At 42.1% G+C, this 21,734-nt stretch carries 11 protein-coding genes; 4 read left to right on the top strand and 7 right to left on the bottom strand.

All coding sequences use genetic code 11. The annotated features are described in order from the left end of the window. Positions 1-3: 3 nt before the first annotated feature. Together KSX81_RS17240 and KSX81_RS17235 are read left to right on the top strand one after the other, a co-directional pair. Positions 4-618 (top strand): L-threonylcarbamoyladenylate synthase, encoded by a 615-nt coding sequence (locus KSX81_RS17240; protein ID WP_004301542.1) that lies wholly within the window; start codon positions 4-6, stop codon positions 616-618. Positions 619-763: 145 nt separating this feature from the next. Continuing rightward, positions 764-2,890 carry a GDSL-type esterase/lipase family protein gene (locus KSX81_RS17235; RefSeq protein WP_004301541.1) on the top strand — a complete coding sequence of 709 codons (2,127 nt, stop codon included), beginning with the start codon at positions 764-766 and terminating at the stop codon, positions 2,888-2,890. Positions 2,891-2,992: 102 nt separating this feature from the next. Here the strand turns inward: KSX81_RS17235 and nagB are convergent, their stop codons facing one another. Genes nagB through KSX81_RS17220 form a run of 3 tightly spaced genes read right to left on the bottom strand, consistent with a single transcriptional unit; the run spans position 2,993 to position 6,086 of the window. Beyond that, on the bottom strand, positions 2,993-3,805 hold the full coding sequence (nagB, locus tag KSX81_RS17230; protein ID WP_004301540.1) for a glucosamine-6-phosphate deaminase: 813 nt from the start codon (positions 3,803-3,805) through the stop codon (positions 2,993-2,995). 48 nt (positions 3,806-3,853) lie between these two features. Continuing rightward, complete coding sequence (locus KSX81_RS17225) at positions 3,854-5,050, bottom strand: FprA family A-type flavoprotein (RefSeq protein WP_004301539.1); 1,197 nt, start codon at positions 5,048-5,050, stop codon at positions 3,854-3,856. A gap of 58 nt (positions 5,051-5,108) precedes the next feature. After that, positions 5,109-6,086, bottom strand: coding sequence for a TIGR01212 family radical SAM protein (locus KSX81_RS17220; RefSeq protein ID WP_004301538.1), 978 nt, complete (start codon positions 6,084-6,086; stop codon positions 5,109-5,111). Positions 6,087-6,562: 476 nt separating this feature from the next. Here KSX81_RS17220 and KSX81_RS17215 point away from each other — a divergent pair, with 476 nt between their 5' ends. Then, positions 6,563-10,903, top strand: coding sequence for a hybrid sensor histidine kinase/response regulator transcription factor (locus tag KSX81_RS17215; RefSeq protein ID WP_004301535.1), 4,341 nt, complete (start codon positions 6,563-6,565; stop codon positions 10,901-10,903). Positions 10,904-11,036: 133 nt separating this feature from the next. Here KSX81_RS17215 and KSX81_RS17210 read toward each other — a convergent pair whose 3' ends face one another. Next, on the bottom strand, positions 11,037-11,804 hold the full coding sequence (locus tag KSX81_RS17210; protein ID WP_004301534.1) for a class I SAM-dependent methyltransferase: 768 nt from the start codon (positions 11,802-11,804) through the stop codon (positions 11,037-11,039). 223 nt (positions 11,805-12,027) lie between these two features. Beyond that, complete coding sequence (locus KSX81_RS17205) at positions 12,028-14,034, bottom strand: family 43 glycosylhydrolase (protein WP_004320962.1); 2,007 nt, start codon at positions 14,032-14,034, stop codon at positions 12,028-12,030. Positions 14,035-14,372: 338 nt separating this feature from the next. Between KSX81_RS17205 and xyl3A the strand changes: the two genes are divergently transcribed. Further along, positions 14,373-16,964 (top strand): xylan 1,4-beta-xylosidase, encoded by a 2,592-nt coding sequence (gene xyl3A / locus KSX81_RS17200; RefSeq protein WP_004301531.1) that lies wholly within the window; start codon positions 14,373-14,375, stop codon positions 16,962-16,964. Positions 16,965-17,687: 723 nt separating this feature from the next. Here the strand turns inward: xyl3A and KSX81_RS17195 are convergent. Together KSX81_RS17195 and KSX81_RS17190 are read right to left on the bottom strand one after the other, a co-directional pair. Continuing rightward, positions 17,688-19,262, bottom strand: a complete 1,575-nt coding sequence (locus tag KSX81_RS17195; RefSeq protein ID WP_004320963.1) for a glycoside hydrolase family 28 protein — start codon at positions 19,260-19,262, stop codon at positions 17,688-17,690. 25 nt (positions 19,263-19,287) lie between these two features. Next, positions 19,288-21,699: a pectinesterase family protein gene (locus KSX81_RS17190; protein ID WP_004301529.1), complete on the bottom strand. Its 2,412-nt coding sequence runs from the start codon at positions 21,697-21,699 to the stop codon at positions 19,288-19,290. Positions 21,700-21,734 lie beyond the last annotated feature (35 nt).

Raw genomic sequence — 21,734 nt, 5'->3', positions numbered from 1 at the left:
ATTATGCTTCTGAAGCTATATGACAAAAATAATAACCCGCAGGATTTACAACGAATCATCGACATCCTGAATGACGGCGGACTGATTATCTATCCCACTGATACGATGTACGCCATCGGCTGTCATGGTTTGAAGGAACGTGCTATAGAACGGATATGCCGGATCAAAGAGATAGACCCTAGAAAGAACAATCTGTCTATCATCTGTTATGACTTGAGTAGCATCAGCGAATATGCGAAAGTAGACAATAATATATTCAAGCTGATGAAGCATAATCTTCCAGGGCCATTCACCTTTATTTTGAACGGAACCAACCGGTTACCCAAAATCTTCCGCAACCGGAAAGAAGTGGGTATCCGTATGCCGGATAATAATATCATCCGCGAAATCGCACGCCTGCTGGATGCTCCCATTATGACGACCACTCTGCCCTACGAAGAGCATGAGGACTTGGAATATATGACAGATCCCGAACTGATAGATGAGAAGTTCGGTGACATTGTCGATCTGGTCATTGACGGAGGTATCGGAGGTATAGAACCTTCCACTGTAGTGAAATGTACCGACGACGAACTGGAAATCATCCGGCAAGGGAAAGGCTGGCTGGAAGAGGTATAAAAGCCGAAAAATGAATCGAACTGGTATGCTATATGATAGGAACGTGAATAAATAAGTTTTATTATTAGTAGCATGCCAGTTCGTTTATACACAGCAAAACAACGATTGGTTATCCCCCCAACAAACCAAAACCATCATATTCATCATGAAAAAATTAAATCACATCGGCATCTTTCTTGTATGTCTATTCATTACTATCCAATCATTTGCAAGTGAACCCATACGGGTAGCGTGCATAGGAAACAGTATTACTTATGGAGCATTCATCCCCAACCGGGAAATGAACTGCTATCCGGCACAACTTCAAGCTTATCTGGGAGATGGGTATGAGGTCAAAAACTTCGGAGCCTCTGGTCGAACTATATTGTCTAAAGGAGATTACCCATATTCCGAAACAGATACCTACAAAGCATCTCTGGAATATCAGCCCGATATTGTATTAATCAAATTAGGTACTAACGATACCAAACCGCAAAACTGGAAATACAAAAACGAATTCAAAGACAATTACCAGACATTAATTGACACATACCGGAATCTGAAATCACATCCACGTATTATTCTCCTGACTCCTATCCGTTGTTTCCTGCCGGAGGGTTCGGAAATCAATGCACAACTGATAGAAAACGAGGTACGCCCCACGGTGGAAGAATTGGCCTGGAAAAATCAACTGGAAATTATCAATCTGTTTAATCTCTTCGGCGACCAGTGGGATTCGGTTATGCTACCGGACAAACTGCACCCCTCTTCTATCGGAGCAGGAGTCATGGCCCAAAAGATATATGAATATCTCGCTGTAAAAGCAACAGCTTCTCCAACAAAGCTGCAGACATCACTGGGAATACAAGATGCCAAACGATTCAACTTCCATGGACACCAAGGGTATGAATTTGAGAATGAGGGAGTAAAATGCCTTGTAGTAGAGCCCGCAAAAGAAGCCATAGGAAAACCTTGGATGATTCGTGCACGCTTTTGGGGGCATGAGCCACAGACTGACATAGCATTATTGGAACATGGCTTTCATATTGTTTACTGTGATGTAGCCGACTTATATGGCTCGGATAAAGCTGTTCAACGCTGGAATAGTTTTTACAAGCGAATGGTGAAAGCCGGATTCAACAAGAAAGTGGCACTTGAAGGGATGAGTCGTGGCGGGCTGATTGTCTATAACTGGGCGGCACAAAACCCGGAAAAAGTGGCATGTATTTATGCAGATGCCCCCGTAATGGACTTCAAAAGTTGGCCTATGGGACAAGGTAAATCTGCCGGTTCCGCCATGGATACGAAACAACTTCTCAATGCTTACGGTTTTAAAAACGAAGCTGAAGCGTTGAACTGGAAAAAGAATCCGATAGACTGTGCACCGACAATGGCAAAAGCCGGAATCCCCATCCTGCACGTGGTAGGTGATGCTGACCAAGTGGTGTCGGTTGCTGAAAACACAGCCATTTTCGAACAACGTATGGAGGAATTGCATGCACCAATTACTATTATTCATAAGCCTGGAGTGGATCATCACCCGCACTCCCTCAACAATCCCGAGCCTATTGTGCAGTTCATCCTCAAAGCTACGAACAGGGCGGAAAATATGTGTGTGCATCCTGTACCGGGAAATGAATTCCGTTCGGCAGCCGGATGGACCCAAAACTCGGACTGGAACAGCGTAGCAAAAGACATAACCACCACTCTCAATGGGAAACATTTAAAACTGTTGTTATTGGGAAATTCCATCACACAAGGTTGGGGAGGTAACAGAAAAGAAGTGACTTACAAGCCCGGCAAAGAGGCTATGGACAATGCCATAGGAAAGGATAATTGGGAAAGTGCCGGCATATCCGGCGACCGCACGCAAAACCTGCTTTGGCGTGTCCGTTATGATAACTACAATAGTTGCCACCCTGAAAACATAGTGATTGCCATTGGAATTAATAATCTGATAAGTGGAAAAGACAGTCCCGAAAACACGGCTGAAGGAATTATCGCAGTAGCCAATGAAGTACGGAAGCAATTCCCCGAATCACGTATCATTCTTTTAGGTCTGTTTCCATCCGGTAAGGAACAACAGAGTAAAGTGCGCACACAATGTGATAAGATTCATGACATATTACAACATCACCGATTCGAGAAAGTTGAATATATCAATCCCACCAAATGGTTCACCGAAGCGGACGGAACTATGAAAGACGGACTTTATGGAAATGATTACATTCATTTCACTGGTGAAGGATATAAAGTAGCAGCAACAGAAATAGCCAAAATACTTGCTCGTTAGACAATCATCCAAAATCTAATCTTCACATAATAGTATCAGAAATAAAAAGGGCTGCGTCACATTTTCAGTGCGCAGCCCTTATTTCTATTATTTCATTACAAATTACTTAATCAATGATTCCGGATCCAAATGAGCAGATTCGATATCTTTGAAGTAACGGTAAGTACCCACTTTCAATTCAGCTGTAGCAGCATCATCACAAACGATAATACCCTTTTCATGCATTTGCAATGCACTGATTGTCCACATCTGTGTGATAGCACCTTCTACCGCATGATACAAAGCACGAGCTTTGTTATGACCATTTACAATAATCATCACTTCTTTTGCAGAAAGCACAGTACCTACTCCCACTGTCAAAGAAGTCTTAGGAACTTTGTTGATGTCATTATCAAAGAAACGGGAGTTAGCAATGATGGTATCCATTGTTAACGTTTTCTGACGAGTGCGTGAAGTCAATGAAGATCCCGGTTCGTTGAATGCAATATGTCCGTCAGGACCAATACCACCCATGAACAGGTCGATGCCACCGTATGACTTGATCTTTTCTTCGTAACGTGCACATTCTGCATCCAGATCCGGAGCGTTACCATTCAGAATATTAGTATTCTCGGGTTTAATGTCGATATGACCGAAAAAGTTATTCCACATGAAAGAATAATAGCTTTCCGGATGTTCTTTCGGCAATCCTACATATTCGTCCATGTTGAATGTTACCACATTCTGGAAGGAAACGATTCCTTTCTTATTCAGGTCGATCAAAGCTTTATACATGCCCAGAGGAGATGATCCGGTGGGACAGCCCAATACAAATGGTTTCTCGGGGGTTGGATTGGCAGCTTTTATTTTAGCGGCAACGTAATGTGCAGCCCACAGAGATACGGACTGGTAGTCCGGCTGAATAATAAGTCTCATAAGTCGATTATTTTATAGGTTAGTTAATAAATTATCTCATTCACTGTTTTAACGATCTTTCTTCAAACGGTCCGCCATGGCACGTGCCAGATTTTCGCACTGGGTATAAGTCAGGTCTTTCATAGCCTGCTTCATCTCCACCGGATCACCGATCAATTCGAATTTACTCTTTTCAGCAAACTCCGCCAGACGTTTCACCGCAGCACCTGCCCATGCAAAAGAACCGAAGTAACCCAAATAGCGTCCCTTCACCTCACGCAGCAGAATCTTTGAAAGCAGCGCTTCCACCTCCGGAAATATCTGATTACTATACGTAGGAGAACCGATAATCAATCCCTTATAACGGAAAATATCCGCTATGATATAAGAAGGATGACTCTTTGTTACGTTATGCATAACGATATTCTTAACCCCCTGTGCAGAAAGCTCTTCAGCAATAGCTTCCGCCATCTGCTCTGTATTTCCATACATGCTTCCGTAGGCAATAACAACACCTTCATCCGCATCATAACGACTCAAACGATCATATATGCCGATCACCTTTGCAATATTCTCTGTCCATACAGGTCCGTGAGTAGAACAAATGGCAGAAATGGGAAGTCCACCTAATTTCTGCAAAGCCTTTTGCACGGAGCTTCCGTATTTACCAACGATATTAGAGTAGTAACGAACCATTTCTCCCCAGTACTTATCGACATTGATCCGGGTATCCAGGAATCCGCCATCTACAGTACCAAAACATCCGAATCCGTCACCGGAGAAAAGAACTCCATCCGTTTCATCAAAAGTCATCATCGTTTCCGGCCAATGCACCATTGGAGTCATATAAAAACGCAGTTTGTGACGTCCTAAAGCGAGGAAATCACCGTCCTTTACCAGATATTGTTCACCGGTTACCCCATAGAAACCTTCAATCATACCGAATGTTTGCTTATTACCCACGATAATAATTTCCGGATAATGTTGTTTAATCAATCGGATAGATCCCGAATGATCCGGTTCCATATGATTTATAATCAAATAATTAATGGGACGTTCTCCAATCACTTGCTTGATTTTACGCAAGTAGACTTCAAAATAACAGATATCTACCGTATCTACCAATGCCACCATTTCATCATCAATCAGATAAGAGTTATATGAAACTCCATAGGGCAATGGCCACATCGCTTCAAATCTGTGCTTGTTACGGTCATTTACTCCCACATAGTGGACATTTCCTTTAATTCTTGTTTTACTTTCCATCTTTCAAATCCATTAAATATTTCTTCCACTATTCTATACTCCGCAAAACAGCTATTTATTAAGTGGTAAGTTTATCGTTTGCAAAAATAATCCTTTTTTCCGAATCCCTATACTTCTTACCTTGATAAGCACCTCTTTCTTTCATTCTTTTTTGTAAACGAGCTACAAATTCATAATTTTTCAATCCCCAGTCCGGAGCTATTAATAAATCTTTAGGAGATTGGGAAACAAAACGTTCCACAACCATATCGGGACGGAGATGTTCTACATAATCAATCACCAGATCAATATATTCCTCAACCTCGTTAAACAAATGAAAGCCAGCAGGAGTTACGTCATACTCATGCGCCATTCGCGTACCACGGATCAACTGTAACTGATGGATTTTAAGTGTAGCTAAAGGCAGATCGGAAAGAATTTCGGCTTGTGCCACCATTGTATCATGTGTTTCTCCCGGAAGTCCGAGGATGATATGTCCACCTGTCAGGATACCACAGGCCGCTGTCTGACACACAGCTTCTACTGTATCTGCATAAGTATGCCCCCGATTGATGCGTTTTAAGGTTTCATCACAAGTGCTTTCGATCCCATATTCTACCATGAGAAACGTATGTTTGTTCAAATCTTCCAGATAACGCAACAAACTTTCCGGCATACAATCGGGACGCGTACCAATCACCAGCCCGACTACCCCATCCACCGCCAATGCTTCCTCATACTTACGCTTCAAGCCTTCCAACTCCGCATATGTATTGGTGTAGGCCTGAAAATAGGCCAAATATTTCATTTCCGGATATTTATGGGCAAAAAAGCATTTACCTTCTTCCAATTGAATAGCAATAGATTTCTCTGTCCGACAATAATCCGGATTAAAAGTCTGGTTATTGCAGTAAGTACATCCACCCCACCCTTTTGTACCATCACGATTGGGGCAAGTGAAACCTGCATTCAATGAAATCTTTTGTACTTTGTAAGGAAAATATTTCCGCAAAAAAGTAGGGAAATCATTATATAATAGCTGTGTAGACATATTCATTCACTTCATTCTTTATTTTACCTACAAACATAAGCAAAATCAACGAGTTACGGAAAGTTGGCACAAAATATCTTCAATATATTAAAAATTTCATAAATACCATAAGATAAATTAATAAATATTGCAATTCGAAAAACTATTTAATTAGCTTTGCTATGATTTTAGGTATTGGCAGGAGGATACTTGTGAAAGTCTTGTGCAATTTATTCCCCAATTATGATTTCATCTCACCATACCCCATGCAACTCTTGTCAATAAAATTATCCTCTTTATAATCTTATTCAGATTATAAAGAGGATTTTTTTAACTAATATTACTCTCTTATTTTTGTTCAAAACACAACATAGAGATCAATGCTGTATAGGATGAAGAGGAAAAAATAGGAAAAAACGAGTATTATTCGTTCAAACCACTTATCGGACTTTCCATTCTGCATTGTTTTGTTTATTTTTGCTATAAACATTAAAGTAACTACTATGAAACGGCTCCATACTTTATTTCTTCTTCTAACAATAGCGATCGATATAGCTGCTCAACCTATCTGCCAAGTTAAACATTTCTCCGTGAGTGACGGTCTCGCTCAAGGTAATGTAATGAGCATTTTACAGGATCAGAAAGGGCTTGTTTGGTTTAGTACCTGGAACGGGCTTAACAAGTTTGACGGATACACTTTTAAGACATATAAAACTTCGCAAGAGAGTAAATATGCATTCGGCAGTAATCGCATGGGAACTATTTCAGAAAGCAAATACGGAGATATATGGTGCCCCACTTACGATGGACAAGCCTGTCTTTTTGATGTGGAAACCGAGAAGTTTATTGATGTTCTCCAACCTATTGAACTTTCCACGAAACAAACTAACAATGTTACACGCATTTATTCGCTGGAGAAAGGGATTGCCTGGATTCTCTGTGAAAGCGGATATGCATTCAGAGTGGACGAACAATTATGCAAAAAAGGAGAAGGCATCACACTTTATTCAGCTTCCAACCACAACCTGAAAGGAAATCAAATATTTAACATTTATCAAGACTCTGAAGAAGATGAATGGATATTGACGGATAAAGGTGTTTCCATCATAGGAAAGAAAACACTGGATACTGACTTTCCTTTCCAGTTCATCACCCAAATAAAGGAAACGATCTATCTGATTGCAGAAAATGACAAGTTAGCCAGATATGACTTCCACACTAAAAAACTGAAATTCGTAGATATTCCTTATCCGCATCATAAAATAAACAATGTCACTACCATAGGAAAAGATATGCTGGCATTGGGAACGGATAATGGAGTGATTTTGTATTCTATCCCGAAGAACAGTTTCCAGCAAATAGACATCCGTACAGCTACCCAAACTTCCAACGATGTAGAATCTGTCTATCAAGACCACTTGGGAGATATCTGGATTTTTTCAAAAGATCCGGGCATTGTCCATCTTAACCTCGTGACCAATGAAAAAGAGCATCTGTTCACCCCAAAAGATGAGATTATCAAGCATGGGCGTAAAAGTCGCAAACTTATTTTTGAAGATAATGCGAAAAACCTATGGTTACTCCCCACGGAAGGAAACTTTTGCTACTATGACCGGAAAGAAAGAACTCTCAAACCGCTTCTTACGGATATCAATAATCCTAAGTCTATTTTCAGTCCGTTAGTCAGGTCTTATACATTGGATAATCAGGGAAACTGTTGGTTTGCAACAGCACGTGGTGTAGAGAAACTATGCTTCTTTCCACAGAGCTATCAATTTAACCTGACTGATTACGAGGCAGAAACACGTGCATTCCTGCAAGACAGCAATAAACGTCTATGGACAGCATCGAAATCTAATTATATCCAGATATTCGCACCGGATGGTAACCTGGTGGGGTACTTATCCAAACAAGGAAATATCATTAAGGAAAAACAATCGTTCTATAATGGGGTATATTCGATTCTGGAAGATAAAGATGGAAATATATGGTTGGGGACTAAAGAAATCGGACTTTTCCAACTTAAAAAGACAGGAGCAAATCATTACTCTATTCACCATTTTGAACACCAGACAAATGATCCTTATAGTTTAAGCAGTAATAGTATTTATGCTATCTTTCAGGACAGTCGTAATCATATTTGGATAGGATGTTATGGGGGTGGATTAAATCTGCTGGCACAAGCTAAAGATGGAAAAGTTTCATTTATTCATAGTAATAATGAGTTAAGAAACTATCCCATAGCTTACGGTATGAAAGTACGCAATATTGCAGAAGCTCCGGGAGGAGTGATTTTAGTGGGAACGACTAACGGACTGCTGACATTCTCGAACAACTTCGAACGCCTGGAAGAGATTAAATTCTACCGGAATATCCGTAGACCGGGAGATAAAAACAGTCTTAGTGCCAACGATATCATGCATATCTATACAGACAAGAATAAAACCACTTATATCATCAGTTTCACCGGAGGCGTAAATAAAGTGATATCTCCCAATCTGCTGAACGAGAATATCCAATTCAGAAACTACGACAAGAACAACGGGCTGGCTTCCGATTTGGCACTATCAATGATTGAAGATACACAGAATCAGCTATGGGTTGTTTCGGAGATTGCGCTCTCCAAATTCGATCCTGCCAAAGAAACTTTTGAGAACTATGAATTAAGTTCCATCTATCAGGAATTCAATTTCTCCGAAGCTCTTCCTATTATCAATGCCCGTAACCAAATTATCTTAGGAACTGATAAAGGCTTTCTGGAAGTTTCTCCGGAGAAGATGCGGAAGAGTAGCTATGTCCCTCCTATTGTGTTTACAGGACTCAAGATTCAAGGACACCTTACCGATCACTCTATTGACAATCTGGAAGAATTGGAACTGGAGCCCTCTCAAAGGAATGTAACTTTCCAGTTTGCTGCACTTGATTATGTCAATCCAAAAGGGATTTTATATGCCTATCGCCTGCAAGGACTAGAAGAAGAATGGAATGAAGCAGATAATAACCGTTCCGCTAGCTACATCAACTTACCTGCAGGCAAATATCAGTTGCAGATAAAGTCAACAAACAGTGACGGGGTCTGGGTGGACAATGTACGGACTCTATCTATACATGTACTCCCCACCTTTTGGGAAACCTACTGGGCATGGCTGCTCTATTTCATTCTATTCATACTCTTTACGGCAAGCATCGTATATGTGTTGTTTTACATCTATCGGTTACGTCACAGAGTGGATATGGAACAACAATTAGCAAATATCAAACTGCGATTCTTTACTGACATATCTCATGAGTTACGTACTCCGCTAACTTTAATCAGTAGCCCTGTGACAGAGGTATTAGAGAATGAACCGCTTTCTCCTTCCGCCCGTGAGCATTTGACTTTGGTACATCAGAACACAGAGCGCATGCTCCGACTGATGAATCAGATTCTGGATTTCCGCAAGATTCAGAATCAGAAAATGAAACTACTGATTGAAGAGACCGATTTGATTCCACTTTTGCAAAAGGTGATGAGTAGCTTCAAACTGATAGCTGAAGAAAAGAACATAAACTATCAGCTGACTTCTACCATCCAGTCGGTATATAGCTGGGTGGATAGAGACAAGTTTGAAAAGATATTCTTCAATCTGCTTTCCAATGCATTCAAATATACACCTGCCGACAAGTCGATTACAGTCAATATCACAACGAAAGAGAAGACGGTAGAGATAGAGGTTGCAGACGAAGGAATCGGAATTGCAGTAGAAAAGCAACATTCCTTGTTCCAACGCTTCGAGTCATTGGTAAAACAGAATATTCTGCAACCATCTTCCGGCATCGGGCTGTCTCTCGTGAAAGAGATGGTGGAAATGCATCATGGCACTATTACAGTAAATAGTCAACCCGGAGTAGGCAGCCGTTTTACAGTAAGCTTGCCTTTACAACGGGAAATTTTCGAGGAGGATGTACAGGTCGAATTTATCCTGAATGATAGTCAGAGTTCAGCGCCTCATCCCGTCGATAGCATGAAAGCGCCGGAAGAGGTGGAAGAAAAAGAAGACCTTGAGACTAATTCGGATGGTTTCTCCATATTGGTGGTAGAAGATAATGAAGAGTTAAAGGCTTTTCTGAAAAGTATTTTGTCGGAGAATTATACGGTAATCACAGCTTCCAATGGTGAAGAGGGATTGCAACATGCTGTTGACGACCTGCCCGATCTTATTATCAGCGATGTTATGATGCCGGTGATGGACGGTTTAGAAATGATTAGGCAAATCAAAGAGAACAACAATATTTGCCATATCCCCATCATTGTATTATCAGCCAAGGCCTCTCTGGACGACCGTATCGCCGGATTGGAACAAGGCATTGACGATTATATCACCAAACCTTTCAGTGCTACTTATCTAAAGACCCGTGTAGCCTCCTTGTTACGACAACGCAAAGCATTGCAGGAACTCTATATGAATAGGCTGATGGAAGGAAAGAATACCTCTTCTCCCGATCCTCTGACTCCTTCACAACCACAGATTACTCCATACGACGAGCAATTTATGAAAAAAGTAATGGCATACATGGAAGAACAGATGGACAATGCCGAACTAACGATTGACGAATTTGCAGAACAGTTGATGCTTAGCCGTACAATCTTCTACCGGAAATTAAAATCAATCGTCGGACTGACACCTGTTGACTTTATACGGGAAATACGTATCAAACGTGCCGTACAACTGATTGACAGCGACGAATATAACTTCTCCCAGGTAGCATATATGACGGGGTTCAACGATCCGAAATATTTCAGCAAGTGCTTCAAGAAAGTGATAGGAATTACCCCGTCAGAATACAAAGAGAGAAAAAAATAACTCTTTGATAAGAATATAAAAAGTCCCTTTATACCCGGTTGTCTCATTATTCGATCAATCGAAATTCGATAGAGTAAACTGATATAAAGGGACTTTTCATACAAGATAAAGAGATTTGCCTGTCAACAACACATCAATATCCAAACTTACATTGACAAACAAACACCTGTTTTTCCGAATCACCATTAAATACTTCTTCTTCAAATCCTCCATATTTATGAATAATACTAAAACCATTCCATTCCAAATATGAATCCAACTCTTGAGGGAAAAACATTCTCATATCCAGATTTTGAATAGAATTGAATTCACCATTGATAAAATAATGCCATTCGATCCGATTAATCTGGGTTTTATTTTCATATCGCATTGTCTGCTTTATCGAGACTTCTCTTCCATCGCCAGTTGTATACGTGGCTATTTCCTGCTGCTCTTTCTCACCTTCAACTATATACCGAATATTCGGATTAAAACAATCCAACAGAAATAAGCCTCCGTCTTTGAGGTGATTTTTAACGACATGAAGTACCTTAAATAAATCTTCATTCTCATATAAATGATGGATCGAATTAAATGGAATAAAAATAAGGTCGTACTTCTTCTGTAAATCCAGAGTCCTGATATCCGCCTGAATGAAATTGATTCTTAGTCCAGCCTCGGCAGCTTTCATCTTAGCCTGATGGAGCATTGAAGCAGTGTAATCAACCCCACTTATATCATATCCATCCTTTGCAATAGGAAGAGTAAGTCTGCCAATTCCACAGCAAAGCTCAAGTATTCGGGCATCCTTGTTTTTAGGTAACCACCGCTTATAAAATTGCAAATCATCCATGCTGGTATTCATTCCATCATAAATATTTGCATCATAAATTAAATCGCCAACTTTATAATCACTATTCATTTGCCTCCTCCAATATCCATTATTTACTATTATTTCTTATACAAACAAGAATATCCCCAACGCACAATGTACCAAAAGGATATTCTATAAATAACCGGAAGTATTACCGGTCGTTCGCAAATGTAGTAAATATCTATAAGCCAGCTATGATTATCCTCTAAAACCTTTACTTTAGTGATTTTCTATTTCGATAAAGGTTCGATATATGACCTTGCTGGATATTCTACTCAAATATGAAATTCTTAATAGATAAGCTCTTATTTGAACCTCCGAACACAAAATAGACTTTCTCTTTCTTTCGTAATTTCTTTACTTCAAAACTCTGCTTCGTCCACTCCCCGTTAGTAGATTGAATAGTGCAAGAAGCCAACAGTTCCCCTTGTAAAGAACCTCTTCTCATCTCAAGAACTCCTCCCGGATTCAAAGCCTGCAGTTCGAATGTTATCTTTCCGGGTCTTTTCTTAAATGTCAAGTTATTAAACACAAGCCAATCGCTGTCCTTTATATCCGTTAGAAATTGCATCGGACGTTTGCCGACAGGACGAACCAATGTCATCCCTTCCCGGTCGTCATAACGAAAGAAGTCTATTTCCGTAAATGCATCATAATGATTGCCGCGATGCGCACTTTCCAGTTCAAAAGAGTCAAAGTCGGCATATCCGCAAGGATTTCCTTTCATTACATTATAACAACAGAGTGCATGCCGTATCCCTAGAAATCCCCAGAAATTAGAAACACCTTCAGGACCGAAACGATGATATTGGCGATTATCCAAACTATAATGAAAACGAGTAGCCCCTTCTTTCGTTGTTTCTGTGCGCAGATAAATTCTCTGAACATCTTTCAATTCAAGACTATCCACAATCATCTCTGCCGCATTCCGGTTCCCTTTTCTCATTTCAAGCCAAAAGCGGTTGTCCTTCTTTCTGACTCCAAATTGATACATCATTCTTCCCATAATCCCATTTCCGGCAAAGTCACCTTCCTTTAAACCGGACAAGTCTAATAATACCGTGCCCGTGCTATACGGTCCTGTCACCTTTTGAGTTAACGAGTTCCTCGCCCAATAAAAACCTTTGGCATGTTGAGCATATATTCTAAAATAACCCGGCCTGTCCGTCAAGCTCCACTTCTCTTTATACGGAACATGATTAAATTCCCAGACCGGAGCCAATTCCGGTTTGTCAAAAGAATCGGAATGATGAGGATAATTCATCTTATGTTTACCTTTGACTGCCGGTTTCCGATAAGTAACCACTCCTTTCCCCGGTCTGCCTTCCGGTCCGACAACCGGCCATTCATTCTCCCATTTCATAGGATATAACATAAGACACCTCCCCATATAATCGCGATCTTGAAAAGTGTATGCCCAGGATTCTCCTTCAGCCGTTTCTATATACCCACCCTGATGAACACCTGCACCGGCATAATTAATATCATCATCTATCAGAACTTTCGTTTCATAAGGTCCATAAAGGTTTCGTGAACGGCTTATCATCTGCACCCCATCATACCCCAACGCCGGATTAAAGACATAATACCATCCGTTTCTTTTATAAGTGTGACATCCCTCAAACAAATGGCCGTAACCTTCGGGAGCTGTTATAATGAGCGTTCCTTTATCTTGAGGGTCGAGCACTCCCGTAGCATCATCTTTCAACCGCGTCAGATAGATTTTCCCTTTTCCGTGAGTGACATACTTTTTACCGTCATCATCAATAAAAAAGCCGGGATCATACAACCGCTTTTCAAACTTATGCATCGTATAAGGACCTTCCGGCCTCGTACTCTTAAACATGACGAAGCCATCATCCGCAATATTGACTCCTATATAATAAATGCCTTCATCATATCTGATGGTAGGGGCCCAGCACAAACGGCTATAAGCCGTTTTCTCATTTTCCATCCGATATTGAGGCTGGAAAGTGATACTGTCATAGGCATGACCGATAATTTGCCAATTAATCAAATCTTTCGAATGACAGACCGGAATTCCCGGCATTGCCACGAAGGACGAACTAACCATGTAATAATCCTCCCCTACACGGATAATATCCGGATCAGGATAATCGGCATTAATCACCGGATTGGTATAGGTTCCGTCACCATTATCGGAGGATAACAGGACATATCTCTGAACAGGTGCACAAGCTTGCAGGAACGTCAATATGCACCCCAGAATCAAAAGATAAGGTAAACACTTAAAAGAACAAGTCGAATGATACATCATAGTATTCGCATTTTAATCAATGAATAAACGCCCGGATGAGCTTAATTAACAATGCAATATTAAGCATTTCCTCCATCCTGCCAGAGTAATAATCAGTACAAAAGGAGGACAATCATACATACCCTTTCAAACAAACATTTCAGTATCTTTCTATTTACATTATAAAGTTCACGTTCTATTCAGCTAAAATGTTTTATCTTTGAACAGGTCTATGGATTTATCGGCTCCAAATAAGCCTTGCATAGGAAATCCTCCTTTTCTACCGGATATTCCCCACAAAAATAATGAAAAGCACGTACTATTGCAGTCTCAAATCTAAAAACCAAAAGAACTAGAAAATGAAAAAGCAATGGATCATTGCCTGTCTTATCGGAATTCAAGGGGTAAATGTACAGGCACAACAACCCAGCAAGTATCCCTATCAGGACACGAAATTAACTGCGGAACAACGGGCGGACGATTTACTTCAACGCCTCACATTAGAAGAAAAAGTGGCGTTGATGCAAAACAACTCACCGGCTATTCCCCGGCTTGGCATTAAGCCGTATGAATGGTGGAACGAAGCTCTTCATGGCGTTGCCCGCGCCGGACTGGCTACTGTCTTTCCACAAGCCATAGGTATGGCCGCTTCTTTCAACGACGAACTATTATACGAAGTCTTTGATGCCGTATCTGACGAAGCACGCGCCAAGAACCGCCAATTCAATGAAAAAGGACAATATAAACGTTATCAGGGACTGACCATGTGGACTCCCAACGTCAATATCTTCCGCGACCCCCGCTGGGGACGAGGACAGGAAACATACGGCGAAGACCCTTATTTAAGCGGACGTATGGGAATGGCGGCAGTCAGAGGTCTGCAAGGACCGGAAGATGCCGAATATGACAAACTTCATGCCTGCGCCAAACACTTTGCCGTACACTCGGGTCCCGAATGGAACCGTCACAGCTTCAACGCAGAAAACATTGCACCCAGAGACTTATGGGAAACCTACCTTCCTGCTTTCAAGGAACTGGTACAAAAAGCAGGAGTTAAAGAAGTGATGTGCGCTTACAACCGTTTCGAAGGCGATCCCTGCTGCGGCAGCAACCGTCTGTTAACCCAAATTCTCCGCAACGACTGGGGATTCAAAGGAATCGTAGTCACCGACTGCGGAGCAATCGGAGACTTTTTCCAACGCAAGAAACATGAAACGCATCCCGATGCCGCCCATGCCTCTGCCGACGCTGTTTTAAGCGGAACAGATCTCGAATGTGGCGGTAACTTCAAAAGCATCACCGATGCTGTGAAAAAAGGCCTGATTTCGGAAGAGAAAATCAATACATCAGTCAAAAGACTACTGAAAGCCCGCTTTGAACTGGGAGAAATGAATTCGACTCATCCCTGGAGTAACATTCCATTTTCTGTTATCGACTGTCCCAAACACAAAGAACTGGCACTGAAAATGGCACACGAAAGTCTGGTATTACTCCAAAACAATAACAACATCCTTCCATTAAACCGTCAGATGAAAGTCGCAGTCATCGGCCCCAACGCCAACGACTCGGTAATGCAATGGGGTAACTACAACGGCTTCCCTTCACATACCGTTACTCTACTGGAAGGAATACGCGCCAAACTACCTGACGCACAAATCATCTACGAACCTGTATGCGGATATACAAACGACACCACCCTGCACAGCCTATTCAATCAGTGCAGCATCGACGGAGAAGCCGGATTCAACGCCACCTACTGGAATAACCGCGAATATAAAGGCAAGATTGCCGCAACCGACCGTCTGACCACTCCTTTCCATTTCAGTGCAGAAGGTTCTACCGTATTTGCTCCCGGTGTAGGATTGAAAAACTTCACCGCCATCTATCGTTCCACTTTCCGCCCAACAGATTCCGGTGCCGCCACTTTCCGCGTGATGACTAACGGAGGAGTTACTTTATTCCTCAACGGCAAGCAAATAGCAGAAGCCACCAACATCAAGAATCATACCAATCTGTATTCTTTCAACTACGAAGCAGGAAAGAGTTACGACATCGAGTTGCGTTTTATTCAGGTTAAAGATAACCCTACACTGAACTTCGACTTGGCAAAACAAACTCCAATGGATGCCCGTGAAATCCTGAACAAGTTGCAAAGCGCAGATGTAGTTATCTTTGCCGGAGGTATCTCCCCCCTATTGGAAGGAGAATCCATGCGGGTATCCGACCCCGGATTCAAAGGCGGCGACCGTACAGAAATCGAATTGCCCGCCATCCAGCGCGAAGTTCTTGCTCTTCTAAAGAAGAATGGAAAGAAAACAGTATTCGTCAACTTCTCCGGTTCGGCAATGGCCATCGTGCCTGAAACGCAGAATTGCGATGCTATCCTGCAAGCATGGTATCCCGGACAGGCAGGTGGAACAGCCGTTGCCGATGTTCTTTTCGGAGATTACAATCCTGCCGGACGTCTGCCTATCACTTTCTATAAAAGCATGCAACAATTACCGGATTATGAAGATTATTCGATGAAGGGACGTACCTACCGTTTCATGACGGAAACACCTCTTTATCCATTCGGCTACGGTTTAAGTTATACCCGTTTCTCTTATGGGAAAGCGACCCTGAACCAATCGAAGCTGACCAAAGGCGAAAAAGCAATTCTTACTATCCCGGTAAGTAACGTCGGGCAGAGAGACGGTGAAGAAGTGGTTCAAGTGTACATCTGCCGTCCTGACGACAAAGAAGGTCCGCAAAAAACTCTTCGTGGTTTCCAACGGGTTAGCATTGCTAAAGGTAAGACACAGAACGTCCAGATAGAGCTTCCGTACGATTCTTTCGAATGGTTTGATGCAGCGACCAATACCATACGTCCTTTAAACGGAACATATAAGATACTTTACGGAAACAGTTCAAATGAAAAAGACTTGCAAACGTGCAGTATTCAGATTCAATAGGCAATGCTATTACATACAATTTGAGGCCGGGTTAATGAACTTAGGCTACATTGAGAATTTATAAAAAAATGGTTTTTATTGTCAGGCCAAGAGTTATGGCTTCATAAAGTGATTGTTTTCAAGCTATTACCCACTGACAATAGAAGCTGACAATAGGCTGACAATAAAGATTTTCGTCTTTTATTGTCAGCCTATTATTGTTTAAAACTGCACTATGCAGCTATTATCCCTTACTTACCAAGCCTGCATTATTCCGCAAAGACACCGTTATTGTTCAACTAAGGTGCCGTTATCGTTCTGCTAAAGTATCGATCTTGTTAGTTCTTCACGGCCGTGACGAGATCTTTCCACGGCTGTGGTAGTATCTCACCACGGCCGTGAGAAGAAGCTACCACGGCCGTGGGAAGGTAAAGATAGCGGCACCTTTGCCCAACTATACCGGCACACTAATCAAACTATACAGGTATACTTACTCAACTATACAGACATACTTACTCAACTGTACAGGCATACGAATGCAACTATATCAGAACCTTAAAACAACAATTCCAAGATGTCAGCATAACTATACAATAAAAAAACAGGCTGACAATAGAACTCTTAATTCTTATTGTCAGCCTATTGTCAGCTTCTATTGTCAACATATATTATACTGTAATTCACTTCTTTAACTTCCGTTCTGACAGATTGACAATAAAAACAGTATAAAAACGAGTAGTACAGTTAGTTCTTGGTCAGCAACCGTTTCTCTGAAATCGTTCCCAGATCTTTTCCGTTAATGGTGATATCCGTTGTATTTTCGATCTGTATCATAGATTGGTCAGGAGTGTCAATTTCAACATTCTCGATGTTGAGCTTTGCCACTTGATTCACTACAATACCCTCTTTAGCACCAGTAACCACCATATTCTTGATGGAAATATTCTCAATCGGCATTTCGGGAAGTCCGTTCAGATACGCCGCCCGTCCTGCTCCCCTGCAAAACACATCCGAGATATAGATGTTCCTAAAAGCAGGAGTCTCTTCACTCACACTCGGAATCGGTTCACCGGGAGCACTTTTGGCCGCATAATATAAATCGGCAATCAAAGCATCATTAGGAATATCAATCATATTTATATTATTGATGTAAATATTCTCCACGACGCCACCACGTCCACGGGCACTTTTAAACCGCAACCCGACATCCGTACCGATAAAAGAACATTCGGACACATATACATTCTTCACTCCTCCGGACATCTCACTACCAATTACGAATCCGCCATGACCATGCAAAACGGTATTGTTTCTCACAATCACATTCTCACAAGGTTCACCTCTGCGACGGCCATCTTCGTCTTTACCAGACTTCAGGCAGATTGCATCATCTCCCGCATCAAAGAAACAGTTGGCAATCAGCACATTCTTGCATGATTCCACATCGAGCGCGTCTCCGTTCTGCGAATACCAGGGATTGAACACCTTTACATCATTCAATATCAAAGATTCGCACGAAAGCGGATGAAGACACCAGCTCGGAGAGTTTTTGAAAGTCACGCCTTCCAGAAGCACCTTTTTACTCTTCACAATACTTAGCAGTACAGGACGCAGCCAACTTTTCATCTCCTCCCATTCTTCACTCGTGATTTCAGCCTGTTGATTCCCCTGGCCAGACATGAGAACGGATGCTTTCAATGCCCCTTCATTAGGATACCACACCTTGCCGTTCTCATCCACATTACCACCGGAGTTCACCAGATTCTTCCACTGTCTGTCCGTCATTTTATCCTTCTTCACAGGACGCCATCTGTCTCCCGCTCCATCAAAAACGCCATAACCGGTAATAGCTATGTTTTCTGCATTCATTGCCGAGATAGGCGACTGGCAGCGCCGTGTATCCAGTCCTTCAAATGAAGTCGTAATAATCGGATACAACGAGGTGTCACCGCTAAACACAATCAAAGCATTCTTTTCTGCATGCAAATTGACGTTACTTTGCAAAACAATGGGGCCTGTGAGCCACAAACCTTCCGGAATGATTACTTTACCCCCTCCTTTGTCGTGCACTACTTTGATAGCCTTATTAATAGCCTCCGTGTTCAGCGTCACCCCATCGCTTTTTGCTCCGAAATCACAGATATTTACCTGATAATCGGGAAAAACGGGACGCTCTATGGCGGGCATGGAGAAAGGAAGGTCTGCATACATTGCCTTCAAATCTGTCTCCACATCCACCTGCTTGGCAGTACCCTGACAAGCACAAAATAGTCCTATGATGACCGATACCAAGCCAGTCATTCGATTCAATCTATTCATCGTATCTTTTTACCTAAACATTTTATTATTTGAACCAAGCCACATCGGTATAGCCATCCCAACTCATGATGGTTTCACGTGTACCGAAGTATTGATCGTATTGTTCCTTACTAAGTTGCAGCACTGTATTGCGCACCGTTGCCGGAATAGATTGATAAATATCAGAACCCGATTCAGTCTTGCAGTTGTAAAGTTTGCAGCCGGTGGCAACAGTAGGTACAGCCGGTGTCAGCGGTTTATTCTCTCCTACAAAGTTAGGACCGTACACATCGGCAAACGTACAGTTTAAGAAGGTCAGATTGTCCGGCTCAAACTGATAAATCAAAGTAGAGTTAGTAACGCCTTCGCCTACCGTGAAACGGCTGTTCAAGAATACATAACCCAAGTAACCCGCACTGACACGCGCTTGCATTACAGCACGTGTACCGCTAGGTGCATGGATCTGACAATCTTCAAACAGTACCACCTTACCCGACCCCCAGATGAAATCGGTAGCTCCGGCTATGAAACAATCTTTGAACCAGTTGTAACCTCCACCGGGAAGCAAAGTATCCTGGAAACTCAAGACACGGCAATTGATAAAAGCAGCCGATTTGTTGTTAATATAAAGTGCCTCGGCCTGACCATTCTTGCCTAGTGTCCAGCCATACGCATTCTCTATCGTCACATTTTCAAAGCGGATTTTATCACTGTTACCATCGAGTATCACCACCGAACGACCTCCGGAAGAGGGCACAATAGTGCCGGTAGGGGCAAACTGATCGATATTGGTTCCGCCGCCTATACCACCGTTAATATCATTGCTGTTATCATATTGAATATTGACAGCCGTATTATCACTAGCATTTCCTTTTACTGTGATGTTGCTTTGATCGCGCAAGTAGATAATCTCCTGATAGATACCGTCATCCATCCGGAATGTCTTAGCAGCATTCAAATCGACATGTGTGGCACAGAAGTCAATAGCACCTTGCAAAGTATAGAAGTCAGCATTGGGGTCGGTGTGACTAATTTTCACCTCATAGTTCGGTCCGGTCAATGCTGGTGCCGGCTTCGTCTTGAACGTCCATGCACGGCCATATACTCCCTTGAAGTCTGTTTGTTTCACTGCTGCCTGTTCGATGGTTACATAATATTCGGTGTCGGGTTGTAAGCGCTGTTGATGAGGCTTGATAATGAAGCTCTTACCTTCCACCCGTGCCGGATAATAATTGACGATACGACGACTAACGGAAGAACCGGTAGGCGTAACGCCGATAATATCCATCCACGTATTCAGTTGGGTCTGACCGTTTACGATAGACTGTCTGCGTTCTGCCATATTGATTTCATCTACCTGTTTATGGTCGCTCATACGATAGATGCGGATACAACCACTCGTACCAAGTTCGGGTGCAGTGCCTTCAAAGGCGATTTTCAGTTCGGTATCTGCTAGTGCTTGCTGCGTGCCGTCGGCAGGTGTGAAGGCATATCCTGATACAGGAGTCTTGTCACCTTCGGCCGTTCCGTCCTCACTGCTTCCGTCTTCCCAGGGAGCTGATGAGTTTCCGCCTTCCACATTTTCAAGACGTCCCATTTCTACAAAGCCGCTGTCGTCTATGTAGAGTGCGAATGTGTAGCTATAACCTTTGTGGAATTGCGGCAAAGCAATGTCCAAATTAGTAAATATCCACTCTTTCTCTCTATCGTCCAATACGAAAGACACTTTATAGCTGTCTGTCAATGCCGATGGAAGAATGATAGCTTCGTAGAATCCTGTTGTAGCATTGTGATAAGGGTTGATTGTAGCAACAGAGCTTTCGTCAACCGTCAGTACATCTGTTTGTATATTGAATGAAGCGGCAGTTTGCATCCCCTCAATCCGTACATCACTTACTTCCAACGGTTCTTTTTCCATATTCACAAACTTCAGAATCACTTTTGCCAGACGATGGGTAAAGTTTAATGAGATATGGGGTTCGTTCTCCGGAGAGTAGGTGTATTCTTCTTTCGTGGCAGCATATAGTAAGTCGCACGCCGTACTTCCTCTTTCTTGAGCGGCCAGTTGCACGGGATAATTAAAATTACGTACATCGGCATTATACGGATAGTATGCCACAAACTTCACCGGTGTTCCATCATTTTGCACTTTCAGCGGTGTAGTGGAAGTGAAAGAAACCGACGCACCCTCTTCCGAGCAGACATAAGGTACATTCGCTGCTTCTGTGACAGGTTCAAGAGTCTTCATATCCAATACGTATGTTCCGATCTTATCTCCGTCATTCCATGACGATCCGTCTTGGGTGACACGGGTTGAGAAACCTGTGAGGTCTACACCGAAGGTAACCTCTCCCGCAGTAGTAGGTTGTTTTGTACCTGAATCTTGCTCATCATCCGAACAAGAGAGGCAAAACAAACCACCTAACAAGGGATATAATAATGAATGAAATAATTTCATAACTGTAATGTTTAATCAGTATTACAAGAGTAATT

This window comes from Bacteroides sp. MSK.18.37, assembly GCF_019129155.2.
Classification (GTDB): Bacteria; Bacteroidota; Bacteroidia; order Bacteroidales; family Bacteroidaceae; genus Bacteroides; species Bacteroides ovatus.
Note: the sequence above shows the minus strand (reverse complement) of the source record. Positions and strands in the feature narration are given on the sequence as shown.